The following is a 22,170-nucleotide window of genomic DNA, read 5'->3' as shown; positions in this document are numbered from 1 at the left end:
TTTCAGAGTGGAGCGGACTGGCGCGTCCAGCAGAAAACTATGTCGCATGATCATCCAATTCAAGTTATGTTGTTTGCTGGTGCAGAAGCTGCCGTTGGGAAATCGCGAATTGTATTGGGTTTATCGGCGCCGGCGGCGATAGAGCAAATTTCCGCGCAAATGTTGCAAGAATATCCAGCTTTGTCAGGCCTGTTGCCAAGGTCTCGATTTGCCGTGAACAATCAGTTTGTAAACAATGACCATGTCGTCATGGGCGATGACGACATTGCGCTGATTCCTCCGGTTAGTGGCGGTTGACAGTAGTTGTGCCAGTAGGCTTGAAAAACCGGCTTGAAAGAATTGAAGCTTAGGGACGATTTGGTGATAGACATTGTTGATCAGAAAATTGACTGTGAGCGATTACTGCAAGCGGTAGCGGACGATGCTTGTGGAGCAGTTGTGCTCTTCATTGGCCAGACACGGCGTTGGACCGGAGAGGTTTTCACAGCCAAGCTCAACTATACTGCGCATGAGGCGATGGCGAAAACATTGTTGGAAGAGCTACGGACGGTAGCGATTGAACGCTGGAAAGTAAGCCATGTTGCGATCGTTCATCGAATCGGGGAAGTGCCTGTGGGCGAAGCGAGCGTCGCCGTTGCCGTGGCTAGCCCGCATCGCGACGCAGCGTTTGAAGCTGCGAAATGGTTAATCGATACGCTGAAAAAAGATGTGCCGATTTGGAAGCAAGAGTTTGATGCAGACGGAAAAGCTGTTTGGGTGCATCCCGATGAAAAGGCGAGCATATGAAAGATCATTTGTTAGCGCATTCGGGCCAGCTTGTTGACACTTTCGGACGATCGCACCATTCTCTGCGCATCAGTGTGACAGATCGATGTAACATTCGCTGTCAATATTGCATGAGCGACGGTCCTCTCCGTTTTCTTCCGCGAGATCGCCTTCTCACTTTTGAACAGATCACGACATTTGTTTCTATTGTCGCGCCGCTTGGCGTACGCAAGATTCGTTTAACCGGTGGTGAACCGCTTGTTCGCAACGAGCTTTATCGGTTGGTAGGTGCTTTAAAGCAAGTCGATGGTGTAGAGCAAATTGCGCTAACGACGAATGGCATGTTATTGGCAGAGCAGATCGAGGCCTTGGCTGAGAGCGGTCTTGATAGAATCAACATATCGCTCGATACCCTGAGCGAAGAGACCTTCAAGACGTTAAGTAGGCGTGAGGGGCTTGATCGTGTCGTACAAGGGATAGAAGCTGCGCTCAGTTATGGCTATGCACCACGGCTCAATGCTCTAGTGCTACGCGATGTTAATTTCGACGAAGTGTGCGAGCTTGCGAAGTTTGCCGTTGATCGTGGTTTAACATTGCGGTTTATCGAATTCATGCCGCTAGATGCCGATCGCCAGTGGGGCCGCGACAGGATGGTAAGCGGACAGGAGTTGCGTGAGGTGCTTCAACAGCGGTTTGGAAAATTGCGTCCGATTGCAGCGATCAGCCCATCACAGCCATCCACAGATTACTACCTCGGAAACGCTGACGGTGTGGTTGGCTTCATCGATTCTGTGAGTCAGCCATTTTGCGGTAACTGCGATCGGATCAGGCTGACAGCTGAGGGGAAGATACGTAACTGTTTGTTTGGGCGAGAGGAATGGGATGTCAAAGCTATTTTGGATCAGGCCGTCGACTTCCAGGATATGAGTGCTCAAGTGCAGAGGTTGGTCCAAGCTGCAGTTGCGGCAAAATATGCGTCGCATGGCATCGCCGACGAAGGTTTTGTACCGCCAGAGCGCGCTATGTATCAGATAGGCGGTTGATTGAAGATGCGACGCCGAATCTATTTCGATCATGCTGCCACGAGCTGGCCGCGACTGGCTGGTGTGGCCGATGCTCTAGCGGCTTTCGAGCAAGAAAGTTCTGCAGCGGCCGGTCGAGGTTCGCATGCGAGCGCGATTCAAAGCGGTCGCATTGTGGAGCAGGTTCGCGCCAAGTTAACGCGGTTGGTGCATGCTGCTTCCAGCGACGAGATTGCATTCTTTTCCAATGGGACTGCGGCGAATAATTATGCGTTGGCTGGCGTTTTGGTCAGTGGTGATCATGTTGTCACGACTGCAGCTGAACATAACAGCATTCTGCGTCCGCTGGAACTTTTGAAGAAACAACGTGGCATCAGTTGGAATGCGGTCCGTGTTGATGAATGTGGAAGGGTTGCGCCCGAGGAGATACGCAACGCAATCACATCAAAGACGAGATTACTCGTGATTTCGAGCGCATCGAATGTCACCGGCGCGATCCAGAAAATGTCAGAAATAGCGCGGATAGCAAAGGAACATAATGTACTGCTGATGGTCGACGGAGCTCAATCGCTTGGATATGAGCCAATCGATGTGCAGTCGCTTGGAATCGACCTGCTTGCTTCACCCGGCTATAAAGGCCTGGGGGGGCCTTTAGGTACGGGGATGTTGTACGCTGCGCGACATTTACACAACGCATGGCTACCACTGTGGAGTGGAGGTACGGGGGAATTGAGCGATGAAGTTGATGGGGATTTCGCGTGGAATGCGGTGGCTGAAGCGGGCAATCGCAACGTGACAGCGCTGGCTGGCTGGAATGTTGGGCTCGAGCAGTTAGCAGGCACCGATCAATCCCTCAAGGTGAAACTGAGCCGATTGATATCGATCTTGCAACGCGCACGTTTCTGGCAAGTCATTGGGCACGAGTCGATTTCGGGGTATGTGCCTGTGGTAAGTGTACGTTGCCAAAGTGGGGCAGCCAGCATTCAGTCGCCACGAGATTGGGCGGCGGTGCTGGATGCATCGTTTGGTATTGAAGTGCGAGCGGGGCTTCATTGTGCGGCGCTCATTCATTCTTATTTGAATACTGAATCGGAAGGTGGGACGTTGCGATTTTCTATTGGGCACACCACTACCGATCAGGATTTGGATGAACTTGAATCGGCCGTCGTTCAGATAGAAGCGATGTTGGTAAAATGAGCGACGTGACGGAAGAAGCAAAAGAAGATCTTTGGTACCAAAATGGCCTTCGGTTTGAATGCACGCAGTGTGGTAATTGCTGTAGCGGACCCAGTAGTGGTTACGTGTGGGTAACGGACGCGGAGGTCGTGGCGATGGCTGCAGCGATGCGGATGAGTGATCGGCTTGACGAGTTTGAACGAAAGTTTGTGCGAACAGTCGGTGGTCGGCGTTCCTTGGTTGAGTACTCAGACGGCGACTGTATTTTCCTCGAGCCGGAAACTCGCGGTTGTATGCTGTATGAAGCTCGGCCGCTGCAATGTCGCAGTTGGCCTTTCTGGGATAGAAATTTGTCTTCGCCCCAAGCCTGGGCTCAAGCAGCGCGGGGGTGTCCGGGTTGCAATCAAGGACCGCTTTATTCGCTGGTCCAGATCGAGGAGAAGAAGACGGGCCCCTAAATTTTCCAATCTACTGGAATTAACAAAATGAATTCTATTTACTTCAGGTGCCCAATCTATCTAACATAGTTCAGTTACTAGGCTTGCCCTGTGTTATAAATTGCGGTAAATCCCTGGTAGACAACACATTTTGATTGCTAGCTTTCAGGCTTAAGTGGTTGAAAGTTCGAGATTTTGACGTGCACTACGAAATCATGCGCCATTTCCTAGATCCTTGTTCGGCGGTTGGATGCGACCGGCTTGGTGATCTCGGGAGGATAAGTTGATGAATATATTCGGTATCCTTTTTCTCATTGCCACAAGTGCTCAGCTTGCACCGTTGTCATCGCCTGGACCAGCTAAGGTGCTGAGCGACAACGAATGGAAGTTCGGTTGGACAACCGATAGTACCGACAATTCTTTGAGTTACATCATCCAGTTGTCCCCTGAGACGGCTCAAGCGATCGCCGAAGGCAATGAGACGGGTGTAACGATACCAGCCTACATTCGCCCTTATATTTCCAGAATCATCGTGCGGATTGGCACTGGTGACGTTGAACGTGTTCCTTCCGCAGCCGAAATGGAGGCTCTGGACAAGTCGGATAGGGCGAAGCAGAGCGCATCGGGTGGGCTGACGCTCCAAACGACGGAAAACAAAGGCCGAGGCTTATTCGCGGATGTCGATCGCGACCGGAATGCCGCCGATCCGTTACGCGAAGTTAACCAGAACAACCAATCAAACGTTTATACCGTGCCGCCACTAACTCAGCCTGGTACTCTCGGTCAGACGCGTACGGACGACAATTTTAAAGCCGCTCAACAATTCGAGCGTATCGCTTCCAACCCGGGCACAAGCACGAACCCTGCGCTAATGGGACGAAGTCCACCGACACAGGATTTGAGCACACCGCAGCTGTTTAATCCTCCGCGAGAGAATAGCTTCGCAAATAATTCGAACACGAGCTTCAACGTGTCTCCCCCGCCAAGTTCAAATAACTTAGGTAACAACCAAGGCTATTCGGCTGGAACGAATCAGAACGGCTTTGCTGGACGGCAGGACCAGCGATCACCTACAAATTATCCTTCGACGAGTAATCAATATGGCGACGCACCTCCATCGCTTGCTAGTGCGCCAACTAACTATGGCAATTTCGGCGGCAACTCGCAGTCGTCATCTCCGTTTCGTGAACGAGAGTACGTGTCGACGCAGAATGGTTTTGGCAACACTACATATCCAGACCAGCAATATAACTCGCGGGACTATGCGAACGCTTCTGGAAGTAATGGATACTCACCAACTGGCCAGTACAACAATCAACCGAATTTGGGTGCTCAGCCGCAATACAATCAAGCCGAAATGGCGAGGCTTGCGAATAACCCTTTAACCGGCATTCCACCAACGAACGCGGTCGAAACTGCACAAGCGAACTTGCTCAAACAGCAAGCGTTGGATGCCGCTATCGAAGCACGCCTGGTTGAGAAGGTTAAGGCCGAGACGTTGGAAGTCGAGCAGAGATATGAGCAGAGATATAAAGAGCAACTCGAGGTTTTGAAAGAGAAAGATGCTGCGAGCAGGAACGTACTAGCCTTCTTCTTGTTAGGCTTCGTAATGTTAAGCTTTTATCTGGGAATTCAGATCAAAAAGCTGTTTGAAAAGTATCGGAATTTGCTGGCTAGCACGCGCAGCAATATTTTGACGCACTAATTTGCAGACCCCTGAAAAGCTTAATTGCCTGACGACTACTGCGTCTGGGCTGCGATCAGTGTGTTTCGCAATAACATGGCGATGGTCAAGGGACCGACGCCGCGCGGCACTGGCGTGATGGCGCTGGCGATAGATAGTGCTGATTCAAAATCGACGTCGCCACACAGGCCTTCTTTAGTTTGATTGATGCCCACGTCGATGACGACTGCGCCGGGTTTTATCATGGAACCGTCGACTGCTTTGGGACGTCCGATGGCTACGATCAGAATGTCGGCTTGACGGGTAATCGACGCAAGGTCGGCGGTCTTCGAATGACAAACGGTGACCGTTCCGTTGGCGTTCGACGTTCCAAACGGGCCGGACGATTGAGCGAGCATCATTGCGATTGGCTTTCCGACGATATCGCTGCGGCCGACGACAACAACGTGTTTGCCTTGCACGGGAAGGTCGCAACGTCCTAGCAGCTGTTGGACGCCATGGGGAGTGCACGGCAAAAACCGCGGGCGTCCTTGGCTTAGGAGGCCTACATTTACAGGCGAGAAGCAGTCGACATCTTTTTCGGGCGAGACGGCGTCTAGGACAACGCGAGGATCGATCGACTTGGGCAATGGAAGCTGGACGAGAATGCCGTGGCATGTTTTGTCTGCGTTCAATTCGGCGATCTTGTCGAGAAGTTGTTGTTGCGAAGTGTTCTCGGGCAAGCGGATGACGTCACCGGCAATTCCGGCCTTTTTGCAGGCTAGCTCTTTGTTGCGAACATAAACTTGACTCGCCGCGTCATCTCCTACCAGAATGGCATTTAGCTTTGGTTGAACGCCTGTTTTTGCGAGAAAATCTGCGACATCACGGGCAACTTCTTCGCGTATCTGATCGGCTATCTTCCGTCCGTCTAAAATTACTGCGGTCATTGGCATTTCTGTCTTGGGGGAACGTTTGTCAGAGGGTTCGTGAAGGTTAAGCGTTTTTTTGCCAGTGAGCTAGGGTGGAGCCGCATAGCGAATCTAATTGCGTTGAAAGAGTCAGCGAAAAACGGTTTAGAAGGTAGTCTCCTTCGAGAAAAGTGACGCGTTTTTGAGCGGTGGACGCTCTTGCTGGCAAGTCGCGCAATCGGATAAACGTATCGATTGCGTTGACAATGACGTCATAAACTGATAGCGATATACAGGAACGAGGTAGTTTTCACCTCGACGCCCTGAGAAAATAGAAAATTCGAGAATGTCCGAAGAAAAGCTGAGTCCTGTTGAAGGCATCAAAGTAGTGAGCAATTACCTGCGCGGCTCCATCGGGGCTGAACTGCAGAAAGATTCCCCTAAATTCGAAAAGGGGGACGTCCAGCTCCTTAAGTTTCACGGTACGTACCAGCAGGACGACCGCGAGCAACGCGTGGCTACCGACGGCGGAAAAAGCCAGAAAGCCCACAGTTTCATGGTGCGTAGCCGCATTCCTGGCGGCATTATGACATCTGAGCAGTTGTTAGCTCACATGGATTTGGCTGACGAAATTGGCAACACGACAGTCAAGATAACTACTCGGCAAGCAATTCAATTGCACGGGATCATCAAATCGGATCTGAAGAAATGTATTGCACGGATCAATGAAGTGAACCTGAGTACGCTGGCGGCATGTGGCGACGTCAATCGAAACGTAATGGCCTGCCCTGCTCCGTACAAAGACTCGATTCGTCCGGTCATTCAGAAACTGGCCTTTGACCTTGCGATGCATTTAGCGCCGCGTACCAAGGCTTATCACGAGTTGTGGTTGACTGACGATGAGATGGGAGAATCGCAACTGGTTAGCGGTAGCGATGAAGAAGTGGAACCGATTTACGGCAAGGTTTACTTGCCACGTAAATTTAAGACGGCTGTTTCGATCCCAAATGACAACTGCGTGGATGTTTATACCAATTGCCTTGGGTTCATTGCTGTTGTCCGGGATGGGCAAGTCATTGGCTATAACGTCACGGTCGGCGGTGGCTTGGGAACGACACCTGCCAATAAGAAGACGGCGCCGATGTTAGCGCGTCGCATGGCTTTTGTTTCACCCGAGCAAGCGATTGGAGTCGCGGAAGCCGTCGTCAAAGTGCAACGCGATTTTGGCAACCGCGCTGACCGTAAAGTCGGTCGACTGAAATATTTGATTGCAGACAAGGGCGTAGAATGGTTTCGCACCAAGGTTGAAGAGTACTTTGGTGAAAAGCTGCAGGATTGTACTTCGGATGATGTCACCGAGCACAACGACCATATCGGTTGGGATAAACAGGGCGATGGCCTGTGGTTTTATGGCTTTAACGTGGAAAATGGCCGGTTGTACGATGATGCCAATCGCCAGTGGAAGCGGGCCTTACGTCAGATTTGTACCGAGCTAAAACCTGAGATAAGGCTAACAGCGCATCAAAGCGTTTTATTTTGCAACATCAGGCCCGAAGATAAAGATCGCCTGGAAGCAATCATCAAAGGCAATAAGTTGCCCTTGAGCGAAGAGATCAGCAATGTGCGCCGTTGGAGTATCGCTTGTGTGGCATTGCCAACCTGTTCCCTTGCCATTACCGAAGGCGAACGGGTGCTGCCGAGCGTGATTGATGATCTTGAAAAAGAGCTCGATAGTTTGGGACTTGAAAAGGAGCGGTTCACTGTTCGCATGACGGGCTGCCCTAACGGATGTGCACGACCTTACAACGCCGATATTGCCATGGTCGGTAAAGCGAAAGGCAAGTACACGTTGTTTGTCGGCGGTACCAGAATAGGAACTCGGCTTGCCTTTATCCACAAAGACTTAGTTCCGCTTGAAGAACTGGTACCGACCTTGAAGCCGCTGTTTGTGGCCTTCAAAGACCAGCGTCAGCCGGATGAGAGTTTTGGCGATTTTTGTACCCGTTTGGGCAATGAGCGTCTGCTAAGTCTCTCAAGTGCGGTTTCTGGTTGTGCTTGATGTTTAGTCGCGTCACGCAATCGCCGCTTCGATCACCATCTCCACGCGATAGTTACCCTGCAGTCCGGCTTGCACGCATGCGCGGACTGGGGCGTGGCCTTTGGGTACCCAAGGGTCCCAAAGCAGATTGAGCTCTGCGACGTCACTCAAATCGGCCAGGTAGATCGTAACCTGCAAAATTCGGCTGCAATCGCTCCCGACTCTGGCGGCAGTCGCTGCAATCTGGTTTAGTACTTGGCGGATTTGGTCCGAAGTGTCCCCAGTCGAATCGTCAGGAACTTCGACCCAACGCGCGATTCCGTTGTAAATCACCGCATCGGACCAGCGGCCCGACTCGCCGACTCGTAGAATTTTGTTCATCAGTTATCCATTTGCGGAAAAAAGGGTTTGCGTTACGCGGGACCGTCGACGAATTTTTGGCACCAGCTAGGATTGCGTTGTTGTCAGGGTGAATTCTGCAAAAAAATACCCAGCATTGATCAACTAAACAACTCGGTGGAATATGCTGTGCTACGTATTGGTAGCGACTCGCTTTGATGCGCGCTGAACTCAGACTCCATGATGAACGCAGAATGACCGAACAAGAATTCTTGAATCACCATCAACTGACGCGAAACCCTTTTTCCGACGAAGACGCGCAGACTGATGCTGTCTTCAAAACGCACTGCATTACGGAAGCATTCCATCCTGCGTGGAGCAAAGTTTACGGCGATCCCACAGAACCCGCGACTGCGATTGTCTTGGGAGCAAAAGGCTCTGGCAAAACGGCCATGCGGCTGCAATTGATTCGCCATTTGAAGCAGCATAACGACACGGATACCGACAAGAAGGTCTTCTTTGTTGAGTACGACGATTTCAACCGTTACCTCGGGCCTTTTCAAGAAGCCCAGCCGCGTCGGATCGGGAGCAATCCCGAGAAAGTCCTGCAGGCGATTCGTCTGTGGGATCATATGGACGCAATCCTCTGTGAAGCCGTAACTGCAGTTGTTGATTCGGCGCTCGAGCAGAACGGTTCGGATACCAGCAACAATCATATTGAACCCAAAGCGATTGCCGAGTTGGACCGAGCGCAACGTCGGGATTTGCTTCTTTTAGCGGCGTGCTACGACCAATCCCGTCAGGGGACTTTTTTAAATCGCTGGAATGGGTTGCGAAGGAAGCTGCGCTACTCAAACTTGAGCGCATGGCGCAGTTGGGTAATCGGAATGATCGTTACAATCGTTGCTATCCCTGTTTGCACGGCTTTGGGGCGATCGGATATTCTCTCCCCCAGGAATGCGATTATCTTAGGTGTAATCTTAGTTTTTGCTGGTTGGATCTATTACCTCGCGCGCCTTGCGCGGCATTACATGCTAGCCCGCAAGGTGACTTCTGTTGTCCGAGTTGGACGTCGGGAAACTCGCTCCCTGCAGCGGGCATTGATGCAAATCCCCTCGGAAGAGCTCGCTGCGCAGCCTTTGCCAACTGCGATGCGGACGGATGATCGCTATGCGATGCTCGAGAAACTTCAATCGCTGCTCCGATCGCTCAAGTTCAACGGCTTAATTGTGCTGATCGACCGTGTGGACGAACCAGAATTCGTGAATGGTCGCCCCGAGCGCATGAAAGATTTGATGTGGCCCTTGATGGACAACAAGCTGCTAAAGCACACCGGCCTTGGGTTGAAAATGCTTTTACCGAGCGATCTGCAGTATTACATGGATCGAGAATCTCGGGAATTCAACGAGCGAGCGCGGCTTGATAAGCAAAATGTGGTACGAAACTTTGATTGGACCGGGGAAGCATTGTACGAGCTAGTTTCGGCGAGGATGGCTGCTTGTGCTGTGGACAGCGCAAAGCCAACATTGCGACAAATGATTGATCCTGCGATATCCGATCCGCGATTGATTTCCGCCATGCAGTCGTTGCGAACGCCGCGATCACTGTTTCGATTTCTCTTCCGTTTGGTCGTCGAAAATTGCAAACGTTCGCGCGCCGGTGAACCGCAGTTTGTGATTCCAAGTGATCTTTTCGAATCAACTTTGGCGGTTTATCAAAGCGAAAGTAGTCGCTCCGACCTAGATTGAACGTACTGTTGATGTTGCCTAAGGCGGGACGTATCGCAGACTTGCTGCCGATTACCGCTAATTAGTGCGATAATCCGACTCGTTGAGGCGGTTGTTTGGCGATTTTGGCAGCACGTATTCGATTCTTGCTAGGTTTCCAACTACAATTTGTGAGAGTGGCTGCATTTTCCAAATTGCATGTCTATGTTTTTTTCCGTGAACTGAACTAACAGGTTTGACGATGATTCGCATCGTGTCGGTTTTAACGATTGCACTTGCTACGACTTCGTTTGGATTTGCGCAGGATCAGCTGCCAACCGAGACGGAAGCGGAAATGCTGGGCCTAAAGATCCACTGGATTGCTACAGCAGAACGGTTTGATTCCTACATTGGCGACCCGTCGGCGCGATTGTGGCCAGACTCGACAGCCGAAGACGCATATATCACGCTGCGTACAAAGAGCCGAGTTGTCGCGAGAATCGATGCCAATCAGAAAAACGTAGAATTTGCGCGATATGGATTCTACGACGCCAACAAGGGCGACAAAATTGCACCGCTGGGCATCGAAGGGGCACGGAAAGTCGCTGACACCATCATTTCCCAGTACAAGACTCTTGGTCGGGAACTGATTGCCGAAGAGACCGTTAATCCAAAAACCAATCTCTGTGCCGTATCGCATTCTGGAGGAGTTCAGCTATTCGACGCGGAAAACGGAGTGCAGATTTGGAGCACATCGGTTGGCGATATTCGATATCCGACTGTCGGGCCTGCGATTGATGATCAATTAGTTGCAGTCGTAAACGGCGTCAACTTATACATTTTAGACAAAGCCAACGGAAATGTTTTGAACAAGAGGGAGCTGAAAAGCAGTGCGTCTTCACTACCTCAGGCAATAGGTGATAAGGTCTACGTACCGATGTCGGATGGCAACATCGTTGCCTATCCCGCGACAGATTCGTATCTGGGTGATGCCGCCTTGCGATTTACTGGCGCACTGACAGTAAATCCAGTTGTTTCTGCTAGTCGCGAATTCTTGGCTTTTCCAGTCGGCAACTACCTCTACACCGTCCGCATGGGCGCCAACCCGGATTTGTGGAGTCGCTTGCAGATGCTGAGCGATATCCAGTCGCCGCCAGTCGTGTTACAAGATGGCATGCTGGTGACTTCCACGGACGGTACCGTTTTAAAACTAAATTATGGGCGCGAGCAAAATCTCGAGTGGCGATTTAATTGCGGTACCGACGTTTTCCGCCGACCAGTCTGCAACGGCCAGACAGCGGTCATTGTCTCTTCGACCGGGAAGGTCATTGCACTGGACGTAAAAACAGGCACGTTCCTGTGGGATACGCTTGTGCCTGGCGTTGCAGTAGGAATTGCCATTACGGACAAGAACGTCTACATGCAAGATTTTGCTGGCGGCATTGTATCGTTGTCATTAGCTGATGGCTCGCAGAATGCGCGTCTGGGCCGAACTCTTGCTCGGGCGATTCCAAATGAATATAGCGATCGAATCTATCTGCGATCCAACAATGGGAAGATCATGTGTCTGAGAGAGCCTGATCATGCATTGCCAATCTTTACGCCTAGCGTGGCGGTGATGCGTGGAGCTGCTCCGGAGACGGACGCTCCGCCTGTTGAGGGCGATTCGCAGGAACAAGATGTCCTCGGTGAAGAGATCGAAACCGATGGTAGCGATGCTTTGCCTGGAGTTGACCCATTTGGCGGCGATAATCCGTTCGGCGGCTCAGATCCGACAGCGAGCCCTTTTGGAGCCGATGCGGACAACCCGTTTGGCGGTTAGTGAGTAGAAGGCTCTTGAGGGACGTTGCTTCAATCAAGATCGCAGGAGCCTTGCGTTGCACATTTGGCTCCTGTCCCCTGAGCCTGAACGTTTAACACCGCGTGATACGACGCTGGGAGACGAAAAGCCTGGGCGGTGCGACGAAGGAATGCTTCTGCAGGTTTCATCTAGTCGCTGGATTGCGAGTCAAAACCAGCCTTTATCGCTGGTTGGTTCCGTTAACGTCTAACGATCTTTCCAAACGCGATCTGTCGTCCAGTCTGGCGGTTTGCTAATGGCCGACGTTCAATCCAGTTTCTGGGACATCTTCAAAATAAACTTCGTCATCCACTAGGGGTTCTTGAAGGTGCTGGTAGTCTTCGCTGAAAGACTCTGCATATTCGACTTCATCGTGATAGCCCTCGACCATAGGAGTTGCGTAAGCAGGATCGCTAAATGGCGAACCAGAGCGGCCGTGCTTCATATTCAGACGTGGGTCTCTAGTGCCATATGTCACGTAGTCTCCGTCGAAAGGTGAACAGCACAAGGCGCATCCAGACAAGTTGCCGATGCCAAGCATTCCGATCAATATCAGGTATCGCATAATGTCGTGCTGTCCAGTTGAGGACGAAAGTAGGAAGCGAGAACGGCTGGAGCGACGGCACACCAAGAAGGCTAAATATGCCATATCGCTTTTATCGGCGGAGGATCATGCGGAGGTTTAGGCTGACTTTGATGATTGCGGGAGATTTTCAGGTTGATGGCCAGTTCTCGAGCGCGGGCTTCAACGAAAAAAGCCCCGCTGGTGAGCGGGGCTTGATGTTGTGTCTACCGTAGAGATTTAGGATCTAAATCAATCCCACCACCATTGGTTTGCAGCAAGATCAGCCGGTGCCGACGCATTCTCTTGCGTCGTCGCGAGCTCGCTCGATTCCTCAAGCATGTCATCCGTTAGCACATCGCGTGTAGAGATTTGTACTCCACCGCCGATTGGCGTCATCAGGCGATTGCCCTTCCAAATGGCGTTAACTGCGGTTTCGACTTGTTTCGGGACCGAAGCAACTTCTACAGGCAAAGCGTCTTCACGACCGAAAATTCCTAGGTCCCACCCAGCAGCAGTGTACATGTCTTGGCTGCGAACATAGGCGGCGGCGACGGTCAAGTCGAACAAGTTTCGCATTTCATAGAAAACAGGCGTCGAAGCTGCGATTTCGTCGAACTTCGCGGTAAAATCCTGCGTGTACCCTTGGCTAGCTGGATCCCCTGCTTTGCCGGATGCCTTTCGATTTCCCTCTCGGTCAACTCGCTCGCTTTCGCCAATAAGCTTGACGCCTTGACCGGATAGCTGAAGCACCATCCCGTCAGGGCTCACCTTAACGGATTCATAATCAGCGACGAAAAACCAACGCTGTAAAGAACTGTTTGCCTTTGAAGTCGGTGATGCACGCTCAACCCAGCTTCGCATGCGAACTGGCGGTTGCTCAAGGCCGATACCGATGAGTTTCATACGGTAATCGGCTTCGACGAGCGTTTGAGCGAATCGTGTGGAGGCTGGGATGCCGTCGATTGAGACATTTTGCATTCCGAGGGCTTGTTTCATACCAAGCGCATAGGCATCGCCGTTCAGGTTTGCTGGAAGATTTCCACCGAATTGATTCAAATAGGCCTGCATTCCGGCAAGGCCTTCTTGAGTTGGATCAATCGAGCAGTTGATAAAAGCTGGCCCGTTGCTGCCTGGGCGGAACGCTCGCAAAGCGACAACTAGATCGTCCAAACGTAATGCCGGACTACCTGACTTCATGCCAACAGGCCGTCCGTCAGAGTCGATGATGATTTCCTCAGCTGGACCAGCAAATACGATGTCCTTGGAGCCTGGAAGGTAAATGACGTATTCGATTCGCGTCAATCCAGCCACGGAGGCGATCATTTGGTCGAAACCACTTCCGGTTTCAACCGCATTTGCGACTGCTTTTTCGTAGCGATTCAGCGACACTTTCCGCATCGGGCTGGTTTGTACCTGCCCACGATTGGCTTTCAACGCAGCTTGAAGCTGCATTTTACGAAGCCGTACGTCGGTTTCGCGAACTCGCAGCACGTTGTCTGCATCGATGTCGACGCCAGCCACCCCAGTGTTCGCTAGGTTGCCTGACTGCGCGAACGCAGCTCCTGCTGGCACTGCAAACACGAGGGACGCAAACCAAATTGTTCGAAATAATGAATTGGCTACCCTGGCCATACAATCCTCGCCCGGATTCTCTCTAGGATTTTGATCGGTGTTCAAGTCAGATTTTACAACATGTCTAGGCATCAACAGACCATTTGCCCACACAGCCACAGTCATACAATAGTTGCCGTTTGACAGCCATGCAACAAAATCGATCCCAACACACGCGGTTGGAGCATCTTTACCCAGATACTTTTAGATTATATCCGAATTTGCGGGATAATCACGGAAATTGTTAAAGTCGGCTTGACCGCACCAACACGACGCCGATATCAGCTGAACAGTCACAGCTGTTTGTTCTGCATTGATAGCAATTTCGAGCGTTCGTTGAATCTTCCGCAGATCTTATCTACTCAGGTATCCTCGCCGCCATCGAATATGTTGATGATCAGTCGCAATTCGAACGTCAAAATGCAAGTGCGGCAGGAACTCTCTGTCGCCAGGAGAAGGCCTGTTGGAGCAAAACAACATTGGTCAATGTTGATCAACTTGATCGTAGTGTTAGCAACGGTAAGTGTTTTTGCGGCAGGCGGCGTGGCTCAACAAGTCCAGTTTCCGTCCACCTCATCATCTGGAAATCCATGGCCGACGACTCCGCAGCCGGCCAACCAATTGTTCCCGCCGGCTCCACCAGCCAGCGCAGGGTGGAATGCAACCGGCGTCTTAACACCAACGACTGCTCCAGGTGTGCAATATGGCAATCAAGTTTTGCCCAATGCAACTGGCTGGCCAAGCACGGGTGTGGGCGGCGTCAACCCGACGCTTCCTAACGTACCAACGACGATTTACGGGCCCGCGACAGTAACGCCCTTGGGGCAGCCTGGTTTGAACTCGCCATTCGGAACTAATCCAGCGCTCAACGAGCCTTGGAATTATGGTTTGAATGCGCAGAACCCTGCGGCTATTTATCCCAATAGTGCTCCCCCTGCCCTTTTTCCTGGCAATTCAGGCATACAAAACCCGTTTGGGGCAAATCCTGCGTTAGGTTCTTCCAACAGCATATTTCCCGATTCATGGCTAAACGGAAACAATTGGCGACTTGGCAGCGGTTGGTTTAATAACCCCAACGGCACTCTTTTCCAGAATCCGTCACAACAAGTGATTCGCTTCTTTCAGGGGCCGCGTTTGCGACACACCTGGATTGCCGGAGGGGACCCGTCGGACGCGCCACAGGCCCAGACCTTGGAAATCAACGATACCGAAGCGTCACTTGCATTCGCGATCCCAAGCTTTCTGGGTTCGACGCAGCCGCTCTACTTGGTGCCCTCTTTTTCGAGCCACCTTTGGGAAGGCCCTTCCTCTCCGACCGCGGACTTGCCGGGGGCGGCTTATAGCGCATTCCTAGATGTCGGTTGGGATTCGGATCCCATACGCACATTTGGCCTGGAAACGGGGATTCGCATCGGGGTTTTCACCGACTACGAGACCTTCAACAGCGAGAGTTTACGTATTCTCGGAAAATTGATTGGCCGAGTTCGATTAACTCCCACCGCGACTGGGAAACTGGGCGTTTATTGGGTCGACCGCAATCGGATCAAATTGGTCCCTGCCGGTGGCGTCATTTGGACTCCTAATCCCGACACGCGATTTGATCTGTTTTTCCCCGAACCGAAACTAGCTCACTATCTCGCGACCGTTGGCCGCACAGACACTTGGTGGTATGCAACCGGCTACTTCGGCGGCGGGACGTGGACGATCACTCGCGCAGATGGGGCGGAAGACGAAGTCGATATCAACGACTTGCGGATCATGCTGGGCCTAGAATTCGGCAAGAACGACGCGATGCGTGCTGGTCAGCGAACCGCATTCATTGAGGCCGGATATTCTTTCAATCGAGAGCTCATTTACCGCATCAGGCCAGAAGACAGCACCGACATCGAAGACAGCTTTGTAATCAGAGCTGGCTTTGGGTACTGAGCCAAGAGTTTAGTCGACGGTTAAAGCTTTTGCTTAACCCTTCAACTGCCAAGCTTCGATTACTTGGGTTGCGCCCGGGGTAATCTTTCGAAGTTTAGCGGCGATGACTTCTTTTTCGCTCTTCGTCGCTTTGACCGCCTTCACCTTGAGTGTGGCCAATTTTTTGCTTCGACTGCGACGGCGTCGCAATTCTCTTTTTCGTTCTGAACCTGCCATCAAATAATTCCGAGATTAATTAAGCTAGTAACTGACGGAGCGTCACCACCGGCGGGAGCGCTGTCAGCGACCGATCGTCGCTAAACGAAAATTTGCCCTTTTAGCGAGGGCTGAAAGCTTAGCGTCCGTCGCGAAAACCGTCAACGTCGCGAATTTTCGCTTCGTGGCCGAATCGATAGTTTGATTTCGATACTTGGCGAACAGGGATGATCATGCCAAACTGTCGACTTCTTAGCCCGTTCCACTTCAATCTGTATTCGATTTAATGTCCAACCCTATCGCAATTGTTTTGGCTGCCGGCAAAGGAACAAGGATGAAGAGCGATCTTCCGAAAGTCCTGTTCCCAGTGCTGGGCCGAGCCATGATCCACTGGGTTATCGATGCACTGGAAGAGGTGGGAGTTAGGCGTTCAATTGTCGTGGTCGGCTATCGGGGCGAGAGCGTACGAGAAGAACTGGCGGAGCGCAACAATATTTCCTTTGTCGTTCAAGACCAGCAGCTTGGGACGGGGCACGCCGTCGCTTGTTGCAGCGACGACCTGCAAGGAGAAAGCGGGCCGGTGTTTATCTTGGCTGGAGATTCGCCGTTGGTTCAACCGGGTTCTCTGCAAAAGCTCTTAGAGTTGTTTGCGCAAAATAAACCGAGTTGTCTGTTGGGAACGTTGGAAAAAGACGATCCAGAAGGCCTTGGCCGCATAATTCGAAACGAAACAGGCGATTTCGAAGCGATCGTAGAACAAAAGGATGCGACGGAGCTGCAGCGGCAAGTCAGAGAAGTCAATATGAGCACCTACTTGTTCGACGCCGATCGACTAAAATGGGCTCTAAGCCAGCTGACGAACGACAATGCACAAAAGGAGTATTACTTGACCGACTGTCCAAGAATCCTCAAATCTGCTGGCGATTTAGTGCAAGCCGAAAGTGTTTTGCAACCTTGCGAATCACTAAGTATCAACACCGTAGCAGAGCTTGCTTTGGTTGAAGACCGAATGCAAGAGATGGGCTATAAATGCAAGAACTAAAAATCTTTTCTGGTCGAGCAAATCCTGCACTTGCTCGTGACATCTGTGACTTTTTGCACCTTCAACTGGGCTCCATTGCCCTCGGGAAATTTCCTGACGGGGAGAACTTTTGCAAAATCGAAGACGACGTTCGTGGACGCGACGTCTACCTCGTGCAGCCTACGTGCCCACCCGTGAATGATAATTTGCTCGAATTGTTGATTATGATCGATTCGTGCAAACGCGCCAGCGCCGCACGCGTTACGGCCGTGATTCCATACTATGGTTATGCCCGGCAAGATCGAAAAGACGAGGGGCGAGTACCGATTACGGCGAAATTAGTTGCGAACATTATTACTCGTGCTGGCGCCGATCGCGTGCTAACGATGGACCTGCATGCACCGCAAATTCAAGGGTTCTTTGACGTTCCCGTGGACCATTTGACAGCCGCCCCTGTATTGAACGCCTACTTCAAGAGTCTCGACATTCCTACATCGGAACTGGTCGTTGTTAGCCCTGACGAAGGTAGCATCAAACGCGCAAGCGGGCACTCGAAACGATTGGGCGGGACGTTGGCGATTGTCGACAAACGTCGCCAGAATGCCTTTGAAACGCAACAGAAAAACATTATCGGTGGACCCGTCGAAGGCAAAATTTGTCTAATGTTCGATGATATGATCAGCACGGCCGGATCGATCTGTGGAGCCGCAAAGTTAGTTCGCAAAGCGGGCACTAAAGAAATCCACTTGGCCGCAACCCACGGTGTTTTATGTGGTCAAGCAATTCAAACGATCAGTCAAACAGAAGTCGATAGTGTGGTTATTACAAATACCATTCCCCTGCCGCCCGATAAAACGATTGATACGATTCATGTCTTGTCGGTTGCACCCTTGCTGGCCGAGGCGATTCGCCGAATCCACTCCAACAAATCCATTTCCCAAATGTTTGGCAATTAGTAAACCGTCGCCCAAACAGCTCGACATCGTTTCATGAACCAGCCGAAACAACCGGCCTTCGCAGCCGCCCCTGCTAGTCAACAGCTATCGCTAGACCAGTTGCAAAGTAACGTCGACAACTGGATCAAATCGGTCGGCGTTCGATACTTTTCTGAGCTGAGCAATCTGGCGCAGCTAACCGAAGAAGTCGGGGAACTAGCTCGTGTAATCTCTCGGACTTATGGCGAGCAGAGTTGGAAACAGGATGCTGAACGAACTGAAATTGCGGACGAACTGGCTGATGTCCTTTTTGTCGTTGTCTGTCTAGCCAATCAAACCGGCGTGAATCTAACCGAAGCCATTGACAAGAATCTACAAAAGAAGACCAGCCGTGACAGCCAAAGACACCAGAATAACTCCAAATTGAAATAGAGAAGATATGAATCTAACGATCATGCGTCGGATCAAGTTTTGTGCTGGGCACCGTTTGTTGGGCCACGGTGGGAAGTGCGAGCATTTTCACGGCCATAACTATGTAGCAGAATTTATAGTGGCTGGTGATGCGCAAGATGCCGTCGGTCGAGTTATTGATTTTGCAGAACTGAAAGCGAAGTGCAAAGGCTGGCTCGATTCAAACTGGGACCATAGTTTTGTCGTCTGGGATAAAGACGCCAATGCAATTGATGTGCTGAAACAAGTCACTCCCTCGCGTTACTACTTGTTGCCGTACAACCCGACCGCTGAAAATCTGGCCAAGTACTTGTTAGAACAAGTTTGCCCTGAAATCCTAGCCGGCACTGGTGGAAACGCTGTCGCCGTAAGAATCTGGGAAACGGACGAGTCTTACGCAGAAGCTTCGCTTCTCAAATAGACGTGTATCTGAAAGAGTAGCTTTAGCGACGTCCGTCTAGTTTTCTCGGTAATTCGCCAGGCGGAAGATCACTGCTCCAGACGGCAACTACATCGTCCAGCCAGGCTTCCCCATCTCCTTCGATGGAAAATTCAAATCGCATACCGCGAATGCGATCTTCAAAGTTTATCTCCTTGTGTATTGGGATCCATTCGCCGTTAGTCTCGGCATTCACTGTCTCCAGTTGGTCCACTTCACCGATCAACTCGTCTACATGAACATTCGTGTTCCGATAACCTGTCTTTGCTCGCAGTTGAGCCTTCGCTTGCCCTTTGACACGGATGACTGCGGAAATTGAAATCGATCGTTGCGAGTTGAAGACGCTGTACTGCGTTACAGATGCATGCTCTTTGGACTCTATGCTTTTCAGCCACAACGATGCGGGTGGCGAGTAGAACTCTTGCAAGTCGCGTTTTGTTTTAACCAGCATCCGGTCAGGAAGGATCGATTTCCATTCGTCGGGCATTGTAAACCCATCCGTCATAGAACCGTTGTATATCGGAATATAATTTCCAGTATCCACTAGGAAATCTTCTTTTGCGATAGGTTTAGAAAGCTCGGGCACAGTTCTGCGTTCTCCGCTTCCTCCAATACTCTCCGGCGTATTATCAGTAACGACATGCAGATTCCCAAAGATGGACAGGAGTTCTTCTTGCAAAAGCGGTGCATGAAAACTATCAACCGATTCGTCGTCAGGAAGATCTGAAAGTCCAGCAACAGCTTGTTCCGCTTCCCGGGTCATGCAAATTCCGATGGCGTCGGTTGTAGATTCGTCCACAATATAAATGCCATATTCGTAGATCGCGGTAGCTAGTGATCTAGCAAACGTCGTTTTGAGATCCCCAATCTTCTCCTTAAAGTCTTTTGGCAATGTGAGTAAAGCGCCCATTTTGAGCGATTCATCTTGTCCTTTGTATTTTGTGGCGGCAAGAACGCCGGTTCGAATCGCTGGCCACTGAAACCCATCGGCGTTCTTGTAAAGCCACTTCGTATTTACCGTCATTTTTACCGCATGCGGAATCCTCTTCAGGTCGTTTTCGCCATCCACTCGGATCGCGCCTCCCAAAATCGACATACCCGACGCAACGCGCCCATCATCCAAACCGTCTCCCTCAAAAAGATTCCATTCCGACATTGACGAGCAATAGACTGCGCTAGCGTTGCTGAAACGCGAGAACGCAGTCAAATTTTGGACGGACTGCCGATCATTTAGTAGCAACGCTGCGCAAGCGTTGGGATGATATGGATCCGAAGGCTTTGACCCCATGAGAAAATCGGAGATCGGGATTTCACCAATTTGATTGGTCGTTGCAGTACGTTGACGCCAGCTTCGAAACTGGTAGACCGCTCGCCGAAACACTGGCCCAGTGACTTCATAGATAAACTCGTGCTCAGGATCAATAGCTTGTAAACCAGGAAATGACACTGGCTTAAGAACGGCATCTTGCCCGATCGAGGTATTCCAAATGCTTTTTTCCGAGAATGGCCGAAGCCAAGGATTTCGTGCCTCTTGACTCTCTTGAGCTTTTAATTGCAAGCCAAAAACAGAAAGCAGGGTTAACCCACAAAGGCATCTTCGAAGTGGTAAGGAAACACGAATGAAATTCTTGATCGCTACCATTATTGAATCTTTCAGAGATTCGACTCGAACATGACAATCGTCCGTGAACTTAACGCTTCAATCGCTCGCACACTAGCTTTTGACTTGTGCCGTATGGAAGTAATCTGGTTCCATACCGGGCTTCCATTTGATATTGCAACCAATGCTCGGTTTCTGGCTGGCATCGATCGGATCTCCCGTTGCAAGACTATCAAGGGCTGATCGAAGATCATTTCCAGTCAGAGGCTTATCCGTCTTGGGACGACTGTCGTCCAACTGGCCGCGATAGACCAACGCCAGGTTCTTGTCGAATACAAAGAAATCAGGAGTACAAGCCGCTCGATACGCTTGCGCAACAGCTTGCGATTCGTCATAAAGATACGGGAATTCATAGCCCTGCAGTTCGGCTTCTTCTCGCATTTTATCTGGTGCATCTTCTGGATATGCCGATGCATCATTGCTGCTGATACCGATGAACGAGATGCCTTTGGACGCGTAGTCTTTAGAAACCTTGGAAAGTTCAGGCGCTACATGTTTTACATACGGACAATGGTTACACATGAAAACAATCACTGTTCCGTTTTCACCCGAACATTGCTGTAGTGACTTAATCGAGCCATCTAAGTCAGGCAGCGAAAAAGCTGGGGCTTTTGTACCTAGAGGCATCATCGTAGACGCAGTTTTTACCATAGTTTTTCTCCTTAAACGTTGGTCGCTTCAAGTTGTGAATCTGTTATTCTTGGAAACAGTCTTCGTGCATTTTCGGTAGTCCACAGGGCGATCTGTCCTAGATCAACCTTTTGACAATCCGCAAGAACCGCAGCGGTATGTATCATCAAACTTGATTCATTCGGTCGCTGGCTTCGTTTGGGTTCTGGCGAAAGGTAAGGACTGTCGGTTTCGACGAGAATTCGATTGTAGGGTATTTGGCTCGCCGTTTCTCGCAGTTCCATCGACTTTTTATAAGTGAGCATGCCCGCAAAACTGATATGCAGCCCAAACGACAGTAATGTTTCGGCTTGCTCTGTGCTACCGGTAAACGAATGCATAACTCCGCGGAGTTCTTGTTGCGAAGCCGCTGCTCGCAGGATTGCAATAATGTCATCCCAACAATCACGCGCGTGAATGATCAGCGGTAGCCGCGTCTCAGCTGAGAAGTTGATATGCCGCCAAAAGTTTTCTACTTGCACAGGCCACGGACAATCGTCCCAATATTTGTCCAAACCGGTTTCACCGAGCGCAACAACCTGAGCATTGTTTGCAAGATCACAAACCTTCGCCCAATCAGCATCCGCTGCTTCGTGCGCATAATTCGGGTGGATTCCCACAGACGCAAAAACTCCCGGCGTACTCTCCGCAATTTCAACAGCCTCGCGACTACTTTGAGCCGTCGTCGCGACGTTGATGATTTGCCGGACGCCTGCCTGTCGAGCACGAATTAGAACGGAAGGCAACGTTTCGCGAAACGCGGAATCACACAGGTGCGCGTGTGTGTCTATAAAGTGCATGC

Annotated in this window: 22 protein-coding genes; 14 read left to right on the top strand and 8 right to left on the bottom strand. The window is 51.0% G+C overall.

Going from position 1 to position 22,170, the window contains the following annotated elements; genetic code table 11:
* The first annotated feature begins 39 nt into the window (after positions 1-39).
* The 6 genes from SH451x_RS20685 to SH451x_RS20660 all read left to right on the top strand — a co-directional run bounded on the left by SH451x_RS20685 (position 40) and on the right by SH451x_RS20660 (position 5,105).
* On the top strand, positions 40-297 hold the full coding sequence (locus tag SH451x_RS20685) for a MoaD/ThiS family protein (RefSeq protein WP_479359019.1): 258 nt from the start codon (positions 40-42) through the stop codon (positions 295-297).
* A gap of 63 nt (positions 298-360) precedes the next feature.
* Complete coding sequence (locus tag SH451x_RS20680) at positions 361-786, top strand: molybdenum cofactor biosynthesis protein MoaE (RefSeq protein WP_479359018.1); 426 nt, start codon at positions 361-363, stop codon at positions 784-786.
* Entirely contained in the window at positions 783-1,808 is a 1,026-nt protein-coding gene (gene moaA, locus SH451x_RS20675; RefSeq protein WP_479359017.1) for a GTP 3',8-cyclase MoaA, read from the top strand. The genes SH451x_RS20680 and moaA overlap by 4 nt, the downstream gene beginning before the upstream one ends.
* A gap of 6 nt (positions 1,809-1,814) precedes the next feature.
* Positions 1,815-2,984: an aminotransferase class V-fold PLP-dependent enzyme gene (locus SH451x_RS20670; protein ID WP_479359016.1), complete on the top strand. Its 1,170-nt coding sequence runs from the start codon at positions 1,815-1,817 to the stop codon at positions 2,982-2,984.
* A complete protein-coding gene (locus SH451x_RS20665; RefSeq protein ID WP_479359015.1) occupies positions 2,981-3,421 on the top strand; it encodes a YkgJ family cysteine cluster protein in 441 nt (146 codons plus the stop codon). The genes SH451x_RS20670 and SH451x_RS20665 overlap by 4 nt, the downstream gene beginning before the upstream one ends.
* Positions 3,422-3,686: 265 nt before the next feature.
* Positions 3,687-5,105: a hypothetical protein gene (locus SH451x_RS20660; protein WP_479359013.1), complete on the top strand. Its 1,419-nt coding sequence runs from the start codon at positions 3,687-3,689 to the stop codon at positions 5,103-5,105.
* 35 nt (positions 5,106-5,140) lie between these two features.
* Here SH451x_RS20660 and SH451x_RS20655 read toward each other — a convergent pair whose 3' ends face one another.
* Complete coding sequence (locus tag SH451x_RS20655; RefSeq protein WP_479359012.1) at positions 5,141-6,013, bottom strand: bifunctional 5,10-methylenetetrahydrofolate dehydrogenase/5,10-methenyltetrahydrofolate cyclohydrolase; 873 nt, start codon at positions 6,011-6,013, stop codon at positions 5,141-5,143.
* Positions 6,014-6,320: 307 nt separating this feature from the next.
* On the opposite strand from SH451x_RS20655, the gene SH451x_RS20650 reads away from it, so the two are divergent.
* Positions 6,321-8,033: an NADPH-dependent assimilatory sulfite reductase hemoprotein subunit gene (locus SH451x_RS20650; protein WP_479359010.1), complete on the top strand. Its 1,713-nt coding sequence runs from the start codon at positions 6,321-6,323 to the stop codon at positions 8,031-8,033.
* 12 nt (positions 8,034-8,045) lie between these two features.
* Here the strand turns inward: SH451x_RS20650 and SH451x_RS20645 are convergent, their stop codons facing one another.
* On the bottom strand, positions 8,046-8,393 hold the full coding sequence (locus SH451x_RS20645; protein ID WP_479359008.1) for a RidA family protein: 348 nt from the start codon (positions 8,391-8,393) through the stop codon (positions 8,046-8,048).
* A 212-nt stretch (positions 8,394-8,605) separates the two neighbouring features.
* On the opposite strand from SH451x_RS20645, the gene SH451x_RS20640 reads away from it, so the two are divergent.
* Together SH451x_RS20640 and SH451x_RS20635 are read left to right on the top strand one after the other, a co-directional pair.
* Complete coding sequence (locus SH451x_RS20640; protein ID WP_479359006.1) at positions 8,606-10,099, top strand: hypothetical protein; 1,494 nt, start codon at positions 8,606-8,608, stop codon at positions 10,097-10,099.
* 220 nt (positions 10,100-10,319) lie between these two features.
* Positions 10,320-11,879: an outer membrane protein assembly factor BamB family protein gene (locus SH451x_RS20635; protein ID WP_479359005.1), complete on the top strand. Its 1,560-nt coding sequence runs from the start codon at positions 10,320-10,322 to the stop codon at positions 11,877-11,879.
* 271 nt (positions 11,880-12,150) lie between these two features.
* Here the strand turns inward: SH451x_RS20635 and SH451x_RS20630 are convergent, their stop codons facing one another.
* Together SH451x_RS20630 and SH451x_RS20625 are read right to left on the bottom strand one after the other, a co-directional pair.
* Positions 12,151-12,462: a hypothetical protein gene (locus SH451x_RS20630; protein WP_479359004.1), complete on the bottom strand. Its 312-nt coding sequence runs from the start codon at positions 12,460-12,462 to the stop codon at positions 12,151-12,153.
* 249 nt (positions 12,463-12,711) lie between these two features.
* Positions 12,712-14,199: a DUF1598 domain-containing protein gene (locus tag SH451x_RS20625; RefSeq protein WP_479359003.1), complete on the bottom strand. Its 1,488-nt coding sequence runs from the start codon at positions 14,197-14,199 to the stop codon at positions 12,712-12,714.
* Between the two features lie 267 nt (positions 14,200-14,466).
* On the opposite strand from SH451x_RS20625, the gene SH451x_RS20620 reads away from it, so the two are divergent.
* Positions 14,467-15,999, top strand: coding sequence for a hypothetical protein (locus SH451x_RS20620; protein WP_479359001.1), 1,533 nt, complete (start codon positions 14,467-14,469; stop codon positions 15,997-15,999).
* A 33-nt stretch (positions 16,000-16,032) separates the two neighbouring features.
* Here the strand turns inward: SH451x_RS20620 and SH451x_RS20615 are convergent, their stop codons facing one another.
* Complete coding sequence (locus SH451x_RS20615) at positions 16,033-16,215, bottom strand: DUF6800 family protein (protein ID WP_479359000.1); 183 nt, start codon at positions 16,213-16,215, stop codon at positions 16,033-16,035.
* Between the two features lie 265 nt (positions 16,216-16,480).
* Between SH451x_RS20615 and SH451x_RS20610 the strand changes: the two genes are divergently transcribed.
* Genes SH451x_RS20610 through SH451x_RS20595 form a run of 4 tightly spaced genes read left to right on the top strand, consistent with a single transcriptional unit; the run spans position 16,481 to position 19,021 of the window.
* Entirely contained in the window at positions 16,481-17,236 is a 756-nt protein-coding gene (locus SH451x_RS20610; RefSeq protein ID WP_479358999.1) for an NTP transferase domain-containing protein, read from the top strand.
* Positions 17,224-18,171: a ribose-phosphate diphosphokinase gene (locus tag SH451x_RS20605; RefSeq protein WP_479358998.1), complete on the top strand. Its 948-nt coding sequence runs from the start codon at positions 17,224-17,226 to the stop codon at positions 18,169-18,171. The genes SH451x_RS20610 and SH451x_RS20605 overlap by 13 nt, the downstream gene beginning before the upstream one ends.
* Before the next feature lie 33 nt (positions 18,172-18,204).
* Positions 18,205-18,582, top strand: a complete 378-nt coding sequence (locus SH451x_RS20600; RefSeq protein ID WP_479358997.1) for a nucleotide pyrophosphohydrolase — start codon at positions 18,205-18,207, stop codon at positions 18,580-18,582.
* A 7-nt stretch (positions 18,583-18,589) separates the two neighbouring features.
* Positions 18,590-19,021 (top strand): 6-pyruvoyl trahydropterin synthase family protein, encoded by a 432-nt coding sequence (locus tag SH451x_RS20595; RefSeq protein ID WP_479358996.1) that lies wholly within the window; start codon positions 18,590-18,592, stop codon positions 19,019-19,021.
* Between the two features lie 22 nt (positions 19,022-19,043).
* On the opposite strand, the gene SH451x_RS20590 is transcribed toward SH451x_RS20595, so the two are convergent.
* From SH451x_RS20590 to SH451x_RS20580, 3 genes are all read right to left on the bottom strand, one after another.
* Complete coding sequence (locus SH451x_RS20590) at positions 19,044-20,486, bottom strand: hypothetical protein (RefSeq protein WP_479358995.1); 1,443 nt, start codon at positions 20,484-20,486, stop codon at positions 19,044-19,046.
* Between the two features lie 267 nt (positions 20,487-20,753).
* Positions 20,754-21,350, bottom strand: a complete 597-nt coding sequence (locus tag SH451x_RS20585; RefSeq protein ID WP_479358994.1) for a thioredoxin family protein — start codon at positions 21,348-21,350, stop codon at positions 20,754-20,756.
* 11 nt (positions 21,351-21,361) lie between these two features.
* Positions 21,362-22,168 carry a TatD family hydrolase gene (locus tag SH451x_RS20580; RefSeq protein ID WP_479358992.1) on the bottom strand — a complete coding sequence of 269 codons (807 nt, stop codon included), beginning with the start codon at positions 22,166-22,168 and terminating at the stop codon, positions 21,362-21,364.
* Between the last annotated feature and the right edge of the window lie 2 nt (positions 22,169-22,170).

This window comes from Njordella aestuarii (assembly GCF_056494165.1).
The sequence above is the reverse complement of the archived record's forward strand: the minus strand, read 5'-3'. Positions and strand labels throughout refer to the sequence as shown.

Excerpts from the sequence above, each read along its gene's own strand:
- SH451x_RS20685 (WP_479359019.1), top strand. The coding sequence starts at position 40 with ATGTCGCATGATCATCCAATTCAAGTTATGTTGTTTGCTGGTGCAGAA.
- moaA (WP_479359017.1), top strand. The coding sequence starts at position 783 with ATGAAAGATCATTTGTTAGCGCATTCGGGCCAGCTTGTTGACACTTTC.
- SH451x_RS20670 (WP_479359016.1), top strand. The coding sequence starts at position 1,815 with ATGCGACGCCGAATCTATTTCGATCATGCTGCCACGAGCTGGCCGCGA.
- SH451x_RS20665 (WP_479359015.1), top strand. The coding sequence starts at position 2,981 with ATGAGCGACGTGACGGAAGAAGCAAAAGAAGATCTTTGGTACCAAAAT.
- SH451x_RS20660 (WP_479359013.1), top strand. The coding sequence starts at position 3,687 with ATGAATATATTCGGTATCCTTTTTCTCATTGCCACAAGTGCTCAGCTT.
- SH451x_RS20655 (WP_479359012.1), bottom strand. The coding sequence starts at position 6,013 with ATGACCGCAGTAATTTTAGACGGACGGAAGATAGCCGATCAGATACGC.
- SH451x_RS20650 (WP_479359010.1), top strand. The coding sequence starts at position 6,321 with ATGTCCGAAGAAAAGCTGAGTCCTGTTGAAGGCATCAAAGTAGTGAGC.
- SH451x_RS20645 (WP_479359008.1), bottom strand. The coding sequence starts at position 8,393 with ATGAACAAAATTCTACGAGTCGGCGAGTCGGGCCGCTGGTCCGATGCG.
- SH451x_RS20640 (WP_479359006.1), top strand. The coding sequence starts at position 8,606 with ATGACCGAACAAGAATTCTTGAATCACCATCAACTGACGCGAAACCCT.
- SH451x_RS20635 (WP_479359005.1), top strand. The coding sequence starts at position 10,320 with ATGATTCGCATCGTGTCGGTTTTAACGATTGCACTTGCTACGACTTCG.
- SH451x_RS20630 (WP_479359004.1), bottom strand. The coding sequence starts at position 12,462 with ATGCGATACCTGATATTGATCGGAATGCTTGGCATCGGCAACTTGTCT.
- SH451x_RS20625 (WP_479359003.1), bottom strand. The coding sequence starts at position 14,199 with ATGACTGTGGCTGTGTGGGCAAATGGTCTGTTGATGCCTAGACATGTT.
- SH451x_RS20620 (WP_479359001.1), top strand. The coding sequence starts at position 14,467 with ATGATCAGTCGCAATTCGAACGTCAAAATGCAAGTGCGGCAGGAACTC.
- SH451x_RS20615 (WP_479359000.1), bottom strand. The coding sequence starts at position 16,215 with ATGGCAGGTTCAGAACGAAAAAGAGAATTGCGACGCCGTCGCAGTCGA.
- SH451x_RS20610 (WP_479358999.1), top strand. The coding sequence starts at position 16,481 with ATGTCCAACCCTATCGCAATTGTTTTGGCTGCCGGCAAAGGAACAAGG.
- SH451x_RS20605 (WP_479358998.1), top strand. The coding sequence starts at position 17,224 with ATGCAAGAACTAAAAATCTTTTCTGGTCGAGCAAATCCTGCACTTGCT.
- SH451x_RS20600 (WP_479358997.1), top strand. The coding sequence starts at position 18,205 with ATGAACCAGCCGAAACAACCGGCCTTCGCAGCCGCCCCTGCTAGTCAA.
- SH451x_RS20595 (WP_479358996.1), top strand. The coding sequence starts at position 18,590 with ATGAATCTAACGATCATGCGTCGGATCAAGTTTTGTGCTGGGCACCGT.
- SH451x_RS20585 (WP_479358994.1), bottom strand. The coding sequence starts at position 21,350 with ATGGTAAAAACTGCGTCTACGATGATGCCTCTAGGTACAAAAGCCCCA.
- SH451x_RS20580 (WP_479358992.1), bottom strand. The coding sequence starts at position 22,168 with ATGCACTTTATAGACACACACGCGCACCTGTGTGATTCCGCGTTTCGC.